This is a genomic window from Devosia elaeis, from assembly GCF_001650025.1.
GTDB lineage: Bacteria > Pseudomonadota > Alphaproteobacteria > Rhizobiales > Devosiaceae > Devosia > Devosia elaeis.
The window spans coordinates 42,568-55,817 of record NZ_LVVY01000094.1 but is presented as its reverse complement, the minus strand read 5'-3'; the positions used below and the strand labels follow the sequence as shown (position 1 = coordinate 55,817).

General features: G+C 64.9%; 14 protein-coding genes and 1 tRNA gene. 10 read left to right on the top strand and 5 right to left on the bottom strand.

The window, feature by feature from the left end:
• Nucleotides 1-67: 67 nt before the first annotated feature.
• The 9 genes from A3840_RS12915 (at nucleotide 68) to A3840_RS12885 (ending at nucleotide 5,692) form a co-directional block, all read left to right on the top strand.
• A complete protein-coding gene (locus tag A3840_RS12915) occupies nucleotides 68-1,033 on the top strand; it encodes a TerC family protein (RefSeq protein WP_342669898.1) in 966 nt (321 codons plus the stop codon).
• Nucleotides 1,030-2,001, top strand: coding sequence for a quinone oxidoreductase family protein (locus A3840_RS12910; protein WP_067457372.1), 972 nt, complete (start codon nucleotides 1,030-1,032; stop codon nucleotides 1,999-2,001). Before A3840_RS12915 ends, A3840_RS12910 begins: the two co-directional genes overlap by 4 nt.
• Before the next feature lie 79 nt (nucleotides 2,002-2,080).
• Nucleotides 2,081-2,368, top strand: coding sequence for a PRC-barrel domain-containing protein (locus A3840_RS12905; protein ID WP_067457369.1), 288 nt, complete (start codon nucleotides 2,081-2,083; stop codon nucleotides 2,366-2,368).
• A 164-nt stretch (nucleotides 2,369-2,532) separates the two neighbouring features.
• Nucleotides 2,533-2,622, top strand: a tRNA-Ser gene (locus A3840_RS12900).
• Between the two features lie 17 nt (nucleotides 2,623-2,639).
• Nucleotides 2,640-2,876 (top strand): hypothetical protein, encoded by a 237-nt coding sequence (locus A3840_RS19095; RefSeq protein WP_131798320.1) that lies wholly within the window; start codon nucleotides 2,640-2,642, stop codon nucleotides 2,874-2,876.
• Between the two features lie 202 nt (nucleotides 2,877-3,078).
• Entirely contained in the window at nucleotides 3,079-3,255 is a 177-nt protein-coding gene (locus tag A3840_RS19730) for a hypothetical protein (protein ID WP_165603182.1), read from the top strand.
• Nucleotides 3,256-3,378: 123 nt separating this feature from the next.
• Nucleotides 3,379-4,038 (top strand): 5-oxoprolinase subunit B family protein, encoded by a 660-nt coding sequence (locus tag A3840_RS12895; protein ID WP_067457366.1) that lies wholly within the window; start codon nucleotides 3,379-3,381, stop codon nucleotides 4,036-4,038.
• Complete coding sequence (locus A3840_RS12890) at nucleotides 4,035-4,937, top strand: 5-oxoprolinase subunit C family protein (protein WP_067457364.1); 903 nt, start codon at nucleotides 4,035-4,037, stop codon at nucleotides 4,935-4,937. The genes A3840_RS12895 and A3840_RS12890 overlap by 4 nt, the downstream gene beginning before the upstream one ends.
• Nucleotides 4,934-5,692 (top strand): 5-oxoprolinase subunit PxpA, encoded by a 759-nt coding sequence (locus A3840_RS12885; RefSeq protein ID WP_067457361.1) that lies wholly within the window; start codon nucleotides 4,934-4,936, stop codon nucleotides 5,690-5,692. The genes A3840_RS12890 and A3840_RS12885 overlap by 4 nt, the downstream gene beginning before the upstream one ends.
• A 477-nt stretch (nucleotides 5,693-6,169) precedes the next feature.
• On the opposite strand, the gene A3840_RS12880 is transcribed toward A3840_RS12885, so the two are convergent.
• The 5 genes from A3840_RS12880 to A3840_RS12860 all read right to left on the bottom strand — a co-directional run bounded on the left by A3840_RS12880 (nucleotide 6,170) and on the right by A3840_RS12860 (nucleotide 11,411).
• Entirely contained in the window at nucleotides 6,170-6,922 is a 753-nt protein-coding gene (locus tag A3840_RS12880; RefSeq protein ID WP_067457447.1) for an ABC transporter ATP-binding protein, read from the bottom strand.
• A gap of 14 nt (nucleotides 6,923-6,936) precedes the next feature.
• Nucleotides 6,937-7,701 carry an ABC transporter ATP-binding protein gene (locus A3840_RS12875; RefSeq protein ID WP_067457358.1) on the bottom strand — a complete coding sequence of 255 codons (765 nt, stop codon included), beginning with the start codon at nucleotides 7,699-7,701 and terminating at the stop codon, nucleotides 6,937-6,939.
• Between the two features lie 10 nt (nucleotides 7,702-7,711).
• Nucleotides 7,712-8,848 carry a branched-chain amino acid ABC transporter permease gene (locus tag A3840_RS12870; protein ID WP_067457355.1) on the bottom strand — a complete coding sequence of 379 codons (1,137 nt, stop codon included), beginning with the start codon at nucleotides 8,846-8,848 and terminating at the stop codon, nucleotides 7,712-7,714.
• 1 nt (nucleotide 8,849) lies between these two features.
• Nucleotides 8,850-9,881: a branched-chain amino acid ABC transporter permease gene (locus tag A3840_RS12865; protein ID WP_067457352.1), complete on the bottom strand. Its 1,032-nt coding sequence runs from the start codon at nucleotides 9,879-9,881 to the stop codon at nucleotides 8,850-8,852.
• A gap of 171 nt (nucleotides 9,882-10,052) precedes the next feature.
• Nucleotides 10,053-11,411, bottom strand: a complete 1,359-nt coding sequence (locus A3840_RS12860; RefSeq protein WP_067457349.1) for a substrate-binding protein — start codon at nucleotides 11,409-11,411, stop codon at nucleotides 10,053-10,055.
• Nucleotides 11,412-11,602: 191 nt separating this feature from the next.
• On the opposite strand from A3840_RS12860, the gene A3840_RS12855 reads away from it, so the two are divergent.
• Nucleotides 11,603-13,228, top strand: a complete 1,626-nt coding sequence (locus A3840_RS12855) for a helix-turn-helix domain-containing protein (RefSeq protein ID WP_082903873.1) — start codon at nucleotides 11,603-11,605, stop codon at nucleotides 13,226-13,228.
• The last annotated feature ends 22 nt before the right edge of the window (nucleotides 13,229-13,250 follow it).

Here is a 13,250-nt window from a genome sequence, read left to right as displayed (position 1 = left end):
CCGGTTCCCACTTTTCCGCGATGCTCTAAATTGGCGCACATATCCGACTCGGACAATGGAGCATTCGATGTTTGAGTTTCTGTCAGATCCCGCCGTCTGGGCGGCCTTCCTGACCCTGACGGCAATGGAAATCGTACTCGGCATCGACAATATCGTGTTCATCTCCGTGCTGGTCTCGCGCCTGCCGCGCGAGCAGGCGGAATTCGCCCGCAAGCTGGGCATCGGGCTGGCCCTGGTGTTCCGCATCATCCTCTTGTTGCTGATCTCGGTGATCGTGCAGCTCGACCAGCCGGTGATCACGCTGTTCGATCATGGCTTCTCCTGGAAGGACATCATCCTGGTCGTGGGCGGGGGCTTCCTCATCTACAAGGCGACCCATGAAATGCATGCGGCCATCGAGGAGCCGCACGAAACCAAGGTCGACAGCAAGGTCGGCGCCACGCTGCAGGCCATCCTGGAACAGATCGTGGTCATCGACATGGTGTTCTCCATCGACTCGATCATCACCGCCGTGGGCATGGTGCCCTCGACTCTGGATTATCCGGTGCGGGTCGGCATCATGGTGGCGGCGGTGCTCATCGCGGTGACGGTGATGTTCCTGGCCTCCGGCCCGATCGCGCGGTTCGTCGCGGCGCATCCGACCACGAAAATCCTGGCCCTGGCCTTCCTGCTGCTGATCGGCACCACGCTGGTGGCCGAAGGCACCGGGTTCCATATCGAAAAGGGCTATATCTATTCGGCCATGGCCTTCTCGGTGCTGGTCGAGGCCGTCAACATCATCGCCAAGCAGCGCAAGCAGAAGCGGGCGGGCAAGGCGGCCGGCAAGGCCGAGTTCACGCCCTTCACGGGTGACACCGGTGCCGTCTCGTCCGATGCCGCCCTCGCCGCCATGGGCGGCGGTGCCGTCGCGGCGACACGGGCCAATGCAGACGGCGCGCCGGCGGCGACCCGGCCCCGCGCTCGTACCGGCCCCGCCGCCCGCGCCCAATCGCGCCCCAAATCCGCGCCCCGCAAGCCGAAAGGATCGAAATGACCCGGGTTATCGCCGTTCACGAACCGGGAGGGCCCGAAGTCCTCCGCAGCGAGGATTGGCCCGTCGCGGCCCCAGGTCCCGGCCAGGCGCGCATCCGCCAGACGGCGATCGGGCTCAATTTCATCGACACCTATCAGCGCTCCGGGCTCTATCCGCTGCCGATGCCCTTCGTGGCGGGCAACGAGGCTGCCGGCATCGTCGAGGCCGTGGGCGAGGGGGTGAGCGAGGTCAAGGTCGGCGACCGCGTCTGTTACCAGGGCACGCCCGGCGCCTATGCCGAGGAGCGCCTGGTGCCGGCGGCCAAGCTGGTGCCCATTCCCGACGGAGTGGAAGACCGGGTCGCCGCGGCGGTGCTGCTCAAGGGGCTGACGGCCTATTACCTGCTGTTCAAGACCTGGCCGGTGCAGAAGGGCGAGACCATTCTCTGGCATGCGGCGGCGGGCGGCACCGGGCTGATCGCCACCCAATGGGCGCATGCGCTGGGCGCGACCGTGATCGGCACGGCCGGCAGCCCGGAAAAGGTGGCGCTGGCGCTGCGGCATGGCTGCGACCATGCCATTGACTACAAGAAAGAGGATTTTCCGGCACGGGTGAAGGAACTGACCGGGGGCAGGGGCGTCGACGTCGTCTATGACGGTGTCGGCAAGGCGACATTCGAAGGCTCGCTCGATTGCCTGCGGCCGCGCGGGCTGCTCGCCAGCTTCGGCAATGCCTCGGGCGTGGTCAGCGTGCCCGATCTGGGCATCCTGGCGCGCAAGGGGTCGCTTTTCGTCACCCGGCCCACGGGCGTGCATTACTTCTCCCGTCGGGAAGACCTGCTGGAAGGCGCGCGAGCGCTGTTCGAGGCGGTGCAGTCGGGGGCGATCAAGGTGGAGATCAACCGCACCTTCGCCCTGGAAGACGCCGCCGCGGCGCATCGGGCGCTGGAAGGGCGCGAAACCACCGGCTCGGTGGTGCTGGTGCCGTAAGGGCAGGGCGTCGCTGAATTGTCCTGGAACAGTTGGGGCTCTCAAGGGTTGGTCTGGCACAACCAGAAGGAGTCCCATCATGGACCATATTAATCACGTTCGCCTCGGCGCGGCCGAGCTGACCCCCGCCATTCTTGAGGGCGCGACGATCTATGGTGCCGATGACCACAAGATCGGCAAGGTGGACCACATGCATGGCCTCGACAATGTCATCATCGATGTCGGCGGTTTTCTCGGCATCGGTGCAAAGCCAGTTGCCGTTCCGCTGAGCGATCTGGAGTTCATGCGAGACGAAAACGGCGATGTCCACGCTGTAACGGCCTGGACCAAGGACCAGCTCAAGGAAATGCCTGAACATCACCACTAAGAAAGAAAGCCCGGCAATAGCCGGGTTTTTCTTTTCCGGGCCGGGGCATTCGCCCTCCCGGGCGGCCGGTTGCTCCGGCCCCTTAGTCTTTACGATCCCGACATCGGCGGAGATATCGTAGCCTCTGGACAGCCCGCCCGGCCGCCGCTAAAGGCACTGGCAACGGGCAGGTGGCAGAGCGGTTGATTGCTCCGGTCTTGAAAACCGGCGAAGGTGCAAGCCTTCCGGGGGTTCGAATCCCTCCCTGCCCGCCAAATCTTGGGATATGCAGATGAGCCGCAAGGAATTCGACGCTTCGCGCATGCGGCGCATGAAACGGGTGGCGGCGCGCTATGGGCTGACCATCCTGACCTCCGAGAAGATCAAGGTGCTCGGCCAGCCGGGCGGCCATGCCCTCAGGGACGACGAGAGCTTCAAGGTGGTGTACGGGGATGCGCCCAAGCCGTTCTCGGCATCGCTCGACGACATCGAGGCCTATCTGGAGCGGCTGGAAGCGGGCGAAGAGTAGGCCGCGTCGCGCAGCGAGGCAAGCGGCGTTGTGCGGCCCGCGGCCACAATCCATTATTTAAAACGTAACGGGAATCGCCGCACACTCCCTGTGTAGGCTCGTTCGGGGCAGCCCATCGCTTCGGACTTCTCTTTTGTCGCGGGATTTCTGCGGAACCTGCTCCTACATCCGCAGCCCGCCTTAGTGTGGAGGCGCGTTCCTCATGTTCACCCTGATCAACGCCGACGCCGAAGAAGACGACGCCGAAATCACCGATCCCCAGGAAATCGCTGAGCTGTTTGCCGCCATCGCCGCCGTGGCCATCGAGGCCATCGGGGCGGGCAATGCCCGCGAATTGTTCGAGGCGGTGGTTGAGCAGGAGGGCCGCGACCCCAATTAGATGCAGATGCGCTCCTGAACTGAACAGACATTTCCATTTCCGGCCATTTATGGCTGCCGACGGCTTGACGGAGCGCGGTCCAATCCCTTGGACTGCGCTCCGTTGCCATGGGACCGGGTGGAGATGATCGAAACGAGCCGGAGCGGGCGGGAAGGATTGCTGATCGTGCCGCTGGGCGATTGCGCCCTGCTGGTGCGGTTCGGGGACAGCCTCGAGGACGGCGCCAACCGGGCCGCCCAGGCGCTGGCGGCGGCGCTGGACGCCGATCCGATCGCCGGCGTGGTCGAGGTGGTGCCGAGCCTGGTTTCGGTCCTGCTGCGCTACGATCCGGCCGCTACCGAGCCCTTCCGGCTGGCCGGCGAAATCGCGCTACGCCTGTCGCGGCCGGCGGAGAAGCCGGCAGGCTCGCATCGGATCGGGGTGCGATTCGATGGGCCGGACCTCGCGGAGGTGGCGGCCGCGCTCGGGTTGACCATTGCCGATTTCATCGCCCGGCATTGCGCGGCGCCCCTGAGGGTGCTGGCGACCGGCTTTGCACCCGGCTTCGTCTATTGCGGTTTTCACGGTGCGGACCTGACGCTGCCGCGGCGACAGCAGGTGCGGCCGCTGGTGTCGGCGGGCAGCGTGCTGTTCGCGGCGGGGCAGACCGCCATCGCGGCAAGCGATATTCCCACGGGCTGGCATGTGATCGGGCAGACCGATTTCCGCAATTTCGATGCGGCGCGCCTGCCGCCGACGCGATTGCAGGCCGGCGACCTGGTCTCGTTCGAGGCGCTGGCATGAGCGCCCTGGTGCGGATCGTGCGGGCCGGCCCGCTGGCGACCATTCAGGATGCGGGGCGGCATGGGCTTCTGGCGCATGGAATCAGCGCGTCGGGGCCGATGGATCAGGGCGCGTTCCGGCAGGCTGGTGCCTTGGCCGGCGCAGGATCGGGGGCGGGGATCGAGATGACCCGGGCTGGGCTCGACCTGGTGATCGAAACGGGCGCGGTGCGGATCGGTTGGGCCGGAGGGGCCTTCGCCGTGCGGATCAATGGGGCGGCATTGGGCTGGCCGGGCGCGGCCCGGCTGTCGGCAGGCGATCTTCTGTCGGTGACTCCCGGGTCCGCCGGCAATTACGGCTATCTGCGCTTCGGCGCCCGGCTGGACCTGCCCGACGTGCTGGGGAGCCTATCCACCAATATGCGAGCCCGGCTCGGCGGGCTGGAGGGCCGGGCATTGGCGGCGGGAGATCGCCTGCGGTTCGAGGACGGGGCGGGTGAGCCCGGCCCGATTGCGACCGCGCCTGTCGAGGACGGACCGATCCGCTTTATCCGGGGCCTGCATTGGGAGCGGTTTTCGGTGCAAGTGCAGAGCCAGTTCGTTGGCGCGCGGTTCCGGATCAGCCCCGCCATGGACCGCATGGGGGTGCGGCTGGCCGACGAGGACGGCGTGTTCGGCGGCCAAAGCATCCTGTCGCTGGTTTCCGATCCGGTGCTGCCGGGGGATATCCAAATCCTGGGCGATGGCACGCCCATCGTGCTGATGCGCGATCATCAGCCCACCGGCGGCTATCCGCGCATTGGCACGATCATCGGCGCCGATCTCGACCGCTTCGCGCAGATGCGGCCCGGCAGCGTTCTTGCCTTTGAGCCGGTCTCGGTGGACCATGCGCATCGCTTGTTGCGGAGCGGACAGACATGACCAGCATCGATCTCAACGCCGATCTCGGCGAAGGCATGGGGACGGACGAAGACCTGCTCGGCATCGTCTCCAGCGCCTCGATCGCCTGTGGAGGCCATGCGGGCGACGCGGCGACGATCCGGCATATCCTCAAGGTGTGCAAGGCGCGCGGCGCGCGGGCGGGGGCGCATCCGGGCTATGCCGACAAGAAACGGTTCGGGCGCTTCCGCGTGGTCATGCCGCTCGAGCAATTGCTGGGGCAAATCCGCGAGCAGATGTTCTTGGTGCGGCACATCGCCCGGGAAGTCGGGGTACCGCTGGCCTATGTGAAGCTGCATGGCGCGCTGGCCAACCAGACGGCGGAGGAACTGGCCTTTGCCGTGGGTGTCTTCGCCTCCATCCGGGCCATGGACCCGCATATGGCGGTGCTGGCGCTCGACAATAGCGAGCAGGTGCGGGCGGCCAAGGCCGTGGGCATGCCGCTGATCCGCGAGGCCTATGCCGACAGGGCCTATAGCGCGGATGGCCTGCTGGTGCCGCGCGACCGGGAGGGCGCGGTGATCCACGATGTCGATGCGGTGATCGCGCGGTGCCTGCGGCTGGCGCTGCATGGGGAAATCGAGGCCATCGACGGCTCGGTGCTGAAATCGGCGGCGCGCTCGATATGCCTGCATGGCGATACGCCGGGCGCGGTCGACCTAGCGCGCGAAGTGCGCGACGCGCTGGAAGGCGAGGGCGTGACCATTGCGGCGGGGGCGCCGGAGGTGGAGGGGTAAAAACCCCTCATCCGCCATCCGCCCAATGCTTGTCATTCTCGGGATCGACCCGAGGGTCTTTGTTTGTGGCGCTTGTCGCAAACGCCCTCAGGTCGAGCCTGAGGGTGACGATCCGGGGCGGACGGCTGCGGTGCAAGAGCCGTTGGGGCAAGCCGGAGAGTGACGATTCGGAATGGGGTGGGATTTTGCTTGTGGAGCCGATTGCAAGGCCCCCTCACTCGGCGCTGCGAGCCGACCTCTCCCCCAAAAGGAGAGGTAAGAAAGGTGAACCCTGGGGCCTTCAGGGGGGAGAGGGTGAGATCGGCATCATGCCTTTACCTGAAGGACCCAGGGTAGCGTTTGCGGCCTGGGGCCGGATTTCTGAACTCTCGGAGACCTCATGGTGAGCCTGTCGAACCACGAGATCGGTTACTCGGTGGCCGCGACCTCGTCCTTCGACAGGCTCAGGATGAGGTCTATGAAAGTTCGGTTGAAGGCCTAAATCGCCAAATATTCGTGACGAAGTTCGGCGTTGTCGAGGACCTCCTTGGCGGTGCCGGAGAAGACGACCTCGCCGGTGTCGAGGATGACGGCGCGGTCGGCGAGTTTCAGGGCCGCCACGGCGTTCTGTTCGACGATGATGGTGGTGATGCCCAGCGGCTTGATCGAATGCAGGATGCGTTCGATTTCCTGCACGATGACCGGGGCCAGGCCCTCATAGGGCTCGTCGAGCAGCAGGAGCTTGAGGTCGCGGGCGAGGGCGCGGGCAATGGCCAGCATCTGCTGCTCGCCCCCCGACAGGGTGACACCATCCTGGGTGCGGCGCTCGGCGAGGCGCGGAAAGCTCTCGTAAATCTGCTCGAGGCTCCAGCCGTGGCCGGGGGCGACGCGGGCGAGGTTGAGGTTTTCCTCGACGCTCAGGCCCTGGATGATGCGGCGGTCCTCGGGCACGAGCTGGATACCGGCGCGGGCGGCCTCGAAACTCTTCATCTGGTGCACGGCCTGGCCGTCGAGCCAGATTTCGCCCTGGCGCATTTCCGGATTGCCGGTGCGGGCAATGGTGCGCAGGGTAGAGGTCTTGCCGGCGCCGTTGCGGCCGAGCAGGGCCAGGATTTCGCCCTTGCGGATATCGAGCGACACGCCCTGCACGATATAGCTTTCGCCGTAATAGGCGTGGATATCGCGCACCGAGAAGAAGGGACGGCTGGTTTCCACTTCGGCGGCCTGGCTGACGATGGTTTCGGTGGTCATGGCGATGGAACTCATCAATGGGCTCCTCCGAGATAGGCTTCCTGCACTTTGGGATTGCCACGCACCTGATCGGGCATGCCATCGGCGATGATCCGCCCCTGGGCGAGCACCGAAATCTTGTCGGCCAGCGAGAACACGACATGCATGTCGTGCTCGATGATCACCTTGGTCATGCCGCGGGCCTTGATCTTCTTGAGCAGGTCGATGGTGGTGTTGGTGTCATGGCGGCTCATGCCGGCCGTGGGTTCGTCCAGCAGCAAGAGGCGCGGATGCTGGATGAGGCACATGGCCAGTTCCATGCGGCGCTTGTCGCCGCGCGAGAGCGAGCCGGCCTGCATGTGGCGGCGGTTGATCAACCCCACATCCTCCAGCATGTGTTCGGCCTCGGCGCGGATGCCGGTCTCGCTGTCCAGCGTGCGCAGCATGTTGAGCCTGAACATGCCGTCGCGCTTGGCGAGTGCCGGGATCATGACGTTATGGAGCACTGAAAGATCGGCGAAAATCTCGGGCGTCTGGAACACCCGGGCAATGCCGAGCTGGTTGATCTGATAGGGTTTTCTTCCGGTCAGGATCGTGCCGTCGAACACCACCTGGCCGCTGGTGGGCGGCAGCTTGCCGATGATGACGTTGAGCAGGGTCGATTTACCGGCTCCGTTGGGGCCGATGATCGCATGGGTCTTGCCTTCCTCGATCTGCAGATCGATGTCGGCCAGGGCGTGCAGGCCGCCGAACCTTTTGTGGACGTCCGCGACATGCAGGACAACATTGTTTTGTGCCATGGCCGGGGTCCTATTCTGCGGCTTGCGTGCGGGTGGAGGTCTTGCCGCCCGAGCGGTCGAACATGGCGGCGACGCGGCGGACGCCTTCCATGATGCCGCCCGGCAGGAAGATCACGATGATCACGAAGACCAGGCCCAGTGTCAGGTGCCAGCCATCGCCCACGAACTTGCCGATGACCTTGACGAAGAAGGTATCCACGCCATCGGGCAGGAAGTCGAAAAAGCGGGCGAGGATATTGTCGTTGAGCGCCGAGAGGATGTTCTCGAAATATTTGATGATCCAGGCGCCGATGACCGGGCCCACCAGGGTGCCGACGCCGCCCAGGATGGTCATGAGCACGACTTCGCCCGAGGCGGTCCATTGCATGCGCTCGGCGCCGGCCAGCGGGTCGGTGACGGCGAGCAGGGCGCCGGCCAGGCCCGCATACATGCCCGAGATCACGAAGGCGGAGAGGGCATAGGGGCGGGTATTGAACCCGGTGAACTGCATGCGGGTCTGGTTGGACTTGATCGCCTTGAGCATCATGCCGAAGGGCGAGCCGGCAATGCGCTGGGCGATGAAGAAGGTGATGATGAGGAAGCCGGCGCAGAAATAGAAGCCGGCATAGCCGCCGATCGGCGTGCCCAGGAGGGTCGGGATCGGCTGGCCCACGAAAGTATGGCCTACGGCCGCGTCGATGACGCGCGGATCGGAAAGGGTCAGTTGCAGGCCGGTTTCGCCATTGGTGATCGGGGTGAGCACCGAATAGGCGAGATTGTAGCTCATCTGGGCGAAGGCCAGGGTGAGGATGGAGAAATAGATGCCCGAGCGGCGCAGGCAGAGGAAGCCGATGACCAGGGCGAAGAGGCCCGAGATGATGACAGCGAAGAACAGGGCCGGGATGGCGTCCAGGGTCAGCAGCTTCAGCGACCAGACGGCGGTGTAGGAACCGACGCCGAAAAAGGCGGCATGGCCGAAGCTGAGATAGCCGGTGAGGCCGAAGAGGATGTTAAAGCCGACGGCGAAGATGCCGTAGATCATGAAACGCTGCAGCAGGTCCGGATAGCCGGCGCCGAAAGGCGCCAGCCAGATCGGCATGGCCAGCACCACCAGGGTGAAGCCGAGCAGCAGGAAGAGGTCGTTGCGGGACATGAGAGCGGGATTCATGTCAGGCCTCCATGACACCGCGCCGGCCGAGCAGGCCACGCGGACGAACGAGTAGAATGACGACGGCGACGAGATAGATGATGATCTGGTCGATGCCGGGGAAGATGGCTTTCACCTGGTTCATGGAGGCGAAGCTCTGGAGAATCCCGAGCAGGAAGCCGGCGGCGACGGCGCCGGGCAGCGAGCCCATGCCGCCCACCACGACCACCACGAAACTGAGCACCAGGAAGTCCATGCCGATATGATAGTTCGGCGGCAGGAGCGGCGTGTACATGACGCCCGCCACGCCGGCGACGACGGCGGCAAGGCCGAACATGATGGTGAAGCGGCGATCGATATTGATGCCGAGCAGGCCCACCGTCTCGCGATCGGCCATGCCGGCGCGCACCACCATGCCGAAGGTGGTGAACTGGAGGAAGGCGAAGACCGCGCCGATGACTACGCCGGCGAACAGGAAATAGACCAGGCGCCAGATCGGATAGGTGATGACATTGGCCTGCATGCCCAGCCAGGCGCCGATATCGGCGGCACCGCGCAGATCGGTGGGCATCGGCTGGGGAATGGGATTGGGGCCGAAGATCGACTTGATGACTTCCTGGGCCACGATGGCCAGGCCGAAGGTCACCAGGATCTGCTCGGCATGGGGGCGCTTGTAGAAATGCTTGATGATGCCACGTTCCAGCCCGATGCCGACCAGCAGCATGATGGGGATGGTGATGAGGATCGAGAACGGCACCGAGTAATTGACCAGCACCGCGCCGAAATCGCCGAGCCAGGCCTGGACCAGCGGCTCGCGGATTTCCAGCGGCGCGCCCCAAGGGGAGAGCTGGGTCGGATCGACCGTGACCGTTTCCATGGTGAGGAACATGCGCACGGTGACGGCGCAGAAGGCGCCGAGCATGAACAGGGCACCATGGGCGAAATTGACCACGCCCAGCGTGCCGAACACCAGGGTGAGGCCAAGGGCGATCAGCGCATAGGCGGCGCCTTTGTCGAGCCCGTTGAGAAATTGCAGAAAGATGACTTCGAACATGGATGGCTCCGCTGAGCTCGCTTCCGTAGCCCTCATGGTGAGCCTGTCGAACCACGAGCGCGTGGTACAAGGCTCGAACAATCGGGGCACGACCTCGTCCTTCGACGGGCTCAGGATGAGGTCTACTGAGAAAGCCCGCCCCGCGAGGGGCGAGCCAAAGGGATCAAGCGATCAGCACAGCGGCGCCGGTTCTGCGGGGCCGAGTTCGCCGCCGAAGATCGACGGATCGTAGGTCGTGGTCTCGCGGTCCACTTCCTGGACCACGTTCAGCACGTCGAATTCGCTGGTCGGGGCTTCATTGCCCTGCACCACCAGAACCGATTTCATGCACTGATGGTCCTCGGCACGGTAGAGCGTCTTGCCATTGCCCATGCCGTCGAATTCGTGGCCTTCCAGCGCCTTGATGACCTCGGGGGGGTAGAAGGTGCCGGCGCGTTCGACCGCATCCGCGTAGAGCAGCATCTGCACATAGGCGGTGTGGGCGGCCTGGGACGGCGGGGAGCCATAGGCGGCGCCGAAGGACTTGGTGAAGGCGATGGAGCCCGGATCCTGCAGGTTCCAGTGCCAGTTGGAGGTACCGAACACACCCTGCATGGCTTCGCCGGCGCCCTTGGCCATCAGTTCCGACACCAGCGGGGTGACGATCTGGAACTGCTTGCCATTGGCCTGGCGGTCGCGCAGGCCGAACTGCACGGCCTGGGGCAGGGAGTTCACCATGTCGAGGCCGTAATGGTTGAGGATCAGCACGTCGGCGCCGGAATTGAGGATCGGCGTCAGGTACTGGGAATAATCGGTGGAGCCGAGCGGGGTGCGCACGGCGGCCACGGTTTCCCAGCCGAGGGCTTCGGTGGCAGCCTTGATCGACTCTTCCTGCGTCCAGCCCCAGGTATAATCGGCGGTGAGGTGATAGGCGCGGCGGTCTGCGCCGTATTCCTGGCCCAGAACCGGGCCCAGGGCGATGCCGGACTGATAGGCGTTGAAGAAATGGCGGAAGCCGTAGCGGCGCTTGTCCTTGCCGGTCGTGTCGTTGGAGTGCGTCAGGCCGGCCATGAAGATGATGCCCTTTTCCTGGCACAGGCCCTGAACGGCAATGGCTTCGCCCGAGGACGAGCCGCCGGTGATCATGATGGCGCCGTCGCGCTCGATCATGCGGGTGGCGCCGGCGCGGGCCACGTCGGACTTGGTCTGGCTGTCCGAGGACACATAGCCGACCTTCTTGCCCAGGATGCCGTTGCCCTTGAGCGCGGAGGGGGCGAGCACGTTGAGAAGGCCGCCATCGCCTTCGCCGTTGAGGTGGGCAATGGCGAGCTCATAAGCCTTCTGTTCGTCGGCGCCTTCCTCGGCATAGGCGCCGGTCAGCGGCAGGTTGAGGCCGATGGTGACGGTGTCGCCGGTCGGGTTGTTGCAGAAATCCTCCTGCGCCCAGGCGCCCCTGGTGAACATTATGGGTGCGACACCGGCGCCGATGATGCCGGCCATGCCGGTCTGCATAACTCTGCGGCGGGTCAGCCCGCGCTTCAAAAGTGTCATTGATCTCCTCCTTTGGCGCGGGAGTTCCGATACATTGTCGGGACTTCACCGCCTGCCCAGTATTCGACACATTTGAAAACGGCTTCAATAGAGCATTGTAATACCACCAGAATTTTGTAAATTGTTGATCTGTCGTGACGCATTATTTGTGAATGTGTTGACAGGCGGTCTTCTCGGGGAGGGGGTGGGCCATGCGGGCGCCGATCGGATTCCGGATCAGCAACAGGCGGAAATCGTTGAAGATTTCCCAGGCGGCACTGGCGCGGCTGGTGGGCATTTCGCCGAGCTATCTCAACCTCATCGAAAACAATAAACGCGATGTCGGCGGCGCGCTCCTGCAGCGCGTGGCGCATCATCTGCAGATCGCAATCGACGACCTGACCGGTCAGGCCGAGCAGAAACTGATGCATGAGTTGGAAGAGGCCTATGCCGACCCCATGGTCGAGTCGCTGCCGTTCCAGCCGGATGAAAGGCGGCAATTGGTGGCGCAATATCCGGCCAGCGCCACGGCCATGGCGCGGCTGCACCGGGCCTATTCCGATGCGCGGGACAATGCCGATGCCTATGCGGACCGGCTGCGCTCGGACCCGCTCCTGAGCCAATTGCTGCACCAGATTCTCTCGGGCATCACCGCCGTGCGCTCCAGCGCGGAAATCCTCGAGGACGTGGCCGATCTCGATGAGGACGAGCGGCAGAAATTCCTCGTCGCCATCGGCCGAGAGGCGCGCATCCTGGGCGATGTCGCGCGGAGCCTGATCGGCCAGTTCGAAGTGACCAGCCAGGCGGCGCGCACCGTATCGACGCGGCGGGAAATCGATGACCTGATCATCGAGCGGCAGAATTATTTCCCGCAGCTCGAAGCCGTCGCAGCGCAATTGCGGGCGCGAATCGAAGCGCAGCACGGCCATTTCGGTCTCGCTGCGCTGGTCGAGATGCTGGAGCGCCAGTTCGGTGTGGTGACGCGCATCGGCGGGCGGCCGGGACCGGCGGATTTTCCCGGGCAATACCGCTACGAGCCGGAGCGCGGCGTCATGTGGTTCCAGGGCACGACGACGCTGGCGACGCGGCAATTCCAGCTGGCGCGGCTGCTCGGGGAATTGGTGGCCGCCGATGTGCTGCGCGATATTCTCGACGGGGCGATGCTGACCAACGAAACCTCGCGGCGACTGGCCGCGCGGGCGCTGGGCTCCTATCTCGCCGGGGCCATCGTCTTCCCCTATTCGCGGTTTCTGGCGGAGGCCGAGGCATCCGCCTATGACGCCGATTATCTGCGCGAGACCTTCGGGGGCAGCTTCGAGCAGGTCGCCCATCGGCTGGTTTCGCTGCGGCGGCCGGGGGAGGAGGGCATTCCTTTCGGCTTCCTGCGCTCGGACCCGGCGGGGCGGCTGACCAAGCATTTTCCGCTGCCGGGCCTGTTGCTGCCCAATTCCGGGCATGCCTGCCCACTCTGGGCGATCTATGGGGCCTTCCGGCAGCCGGGCGCTATTTTGCGCCAAGTGGTGCGGTTTTCCGACGGTTCGCGCTATCTGTTCATCGCCCGGACCCTGCAACACCGCGCCGGATCGTTCCGCGACCAGCCCATTTCGATTTCGGTGATGCTGGCCTGCGACGTGCTCCATGCCGACCGCACCGTCTATGCGGCGGGGCTCGATCTCAACGACCAGAGCGCCGATGTGCCGGTGGGGCCCAGTTGCCGGCTGTGCCCGCGGCGGGAATGTTCGGCCCGGCAGGAGGAGATGCTTTCGCCTGGCGGGCCGCGCTCGGTAACGCGCCTGCCGCTGATCCCCAGCGAATTTGGCCTTGGCGAACACAATTGATTGGGCTTTATTACTGCGGTTC

What these genes read in the sequence shown, in the direction of transcription:
- A3840_RS12915 (WP_342669898.1), top strand. Translation starts at nt 68, where the DNA reads ATGTTTGAGTTTCTGTCAGATCCCGCCGTCTGGGCGGCCTTCCTGACC.
- A3840_RS12910 (WP_067457372.1), top strand. Translation starts at nt 1,030, where the DNA reads ATGACCCGGGTTATCGCCGTTCACGAACCGGGAGGGCCCGAAGTCCTC.
- A3840_RS12905 (WP_067457369.1), top strand. Translation starts at nt 2,081, where the DNA reads ATGGACCATATTAATCACGTTCGCCTCGGCGCGGCCGAGCTGACCCCC.
- A3840_RS19095 (WP_131798320.1), top strand. Translation starts at nt 2,640, where the DNA reads ATGAGCCGCAAGGAATTCGACGCTTCGCGCATGCGGCGCATGAAACGG.
- A3840_RS19730 (WP_165603182.1), top strand. Translation starts at nt 3,079, where the DNA reads ATGTTCACCCTGATCAACGCCGACGCCGAAGAAGACGACGCCGAAATC.
- A3840_RS12895 (WP_067457366.1), top strand. Translation starts at nt 3,379, where the DNA reads ATGATCGAAACGAGCCGGAGCGGGCGGGAAGGATTGCTGATCGTGCCG.
- A3840_RS12890 (WP_067457364.1), top strand. Translation starts at nt 4,035, where the DNA reads ATGAGCGCCCTGGTGCGGATCGTGCGGGCCGGCCCGCTGGCGACCATT.
- A3840_RS12885 (WP_067457361.1), top strand. Translation starts at nt 4,934, where the DNA reads ATGACCAGCATCGATCTCAACGCCGATCTCGGCGAAGGCATGGGGACG.
- A3840_RS12880 (WP_067457447.1), bottom strand. Translation starts at nt 6,922, where the DNA reads ATGACCACCGAAACCATCGTCAGCCAGGCCGCCGAAGTGGAAACCAGC.
- A3840_RS12875 (WP_067457358.1), bottom strand. Translation starts at nt 7,701, where the DNA reads ATGGCACAAAACAATGTTGTCCTGCATGTCGCGGACGTCCACAAAAGG.
- A3840_RS12870 (WP_067457355.1), bottom strand. Translation starts at nt 8,848, where the DNA reads ATGAATCCCGCTCTCATGTCCCGCAACGACCTCTTCCTGCTGCTCGGC.
- A3840_RS12865 (WP_067457352.1), bottom strand. Translation starts at nt 9,881, where the DNA reads ATGTTCGAAGTCATCTTTCTGCAATTTCTCAACGGGCTCGACAAAGGC.
- A3840_RS12860 (WP_067457349.1), bottom strand. Translation starts at nt 11,411, where the DNA reads ATGACACTTTTGAAGCGCGGGCTGACCCGCCGCAGAGTTATGCAGACC.
- A3840_RS12855 (WP_082903873.1), top strand. Translation starts at nt 11,603, where the DNA reads ATGCGGGCGCCGATCGGATTCCGGATCAGCAACAGGCGGAAATCGTTG.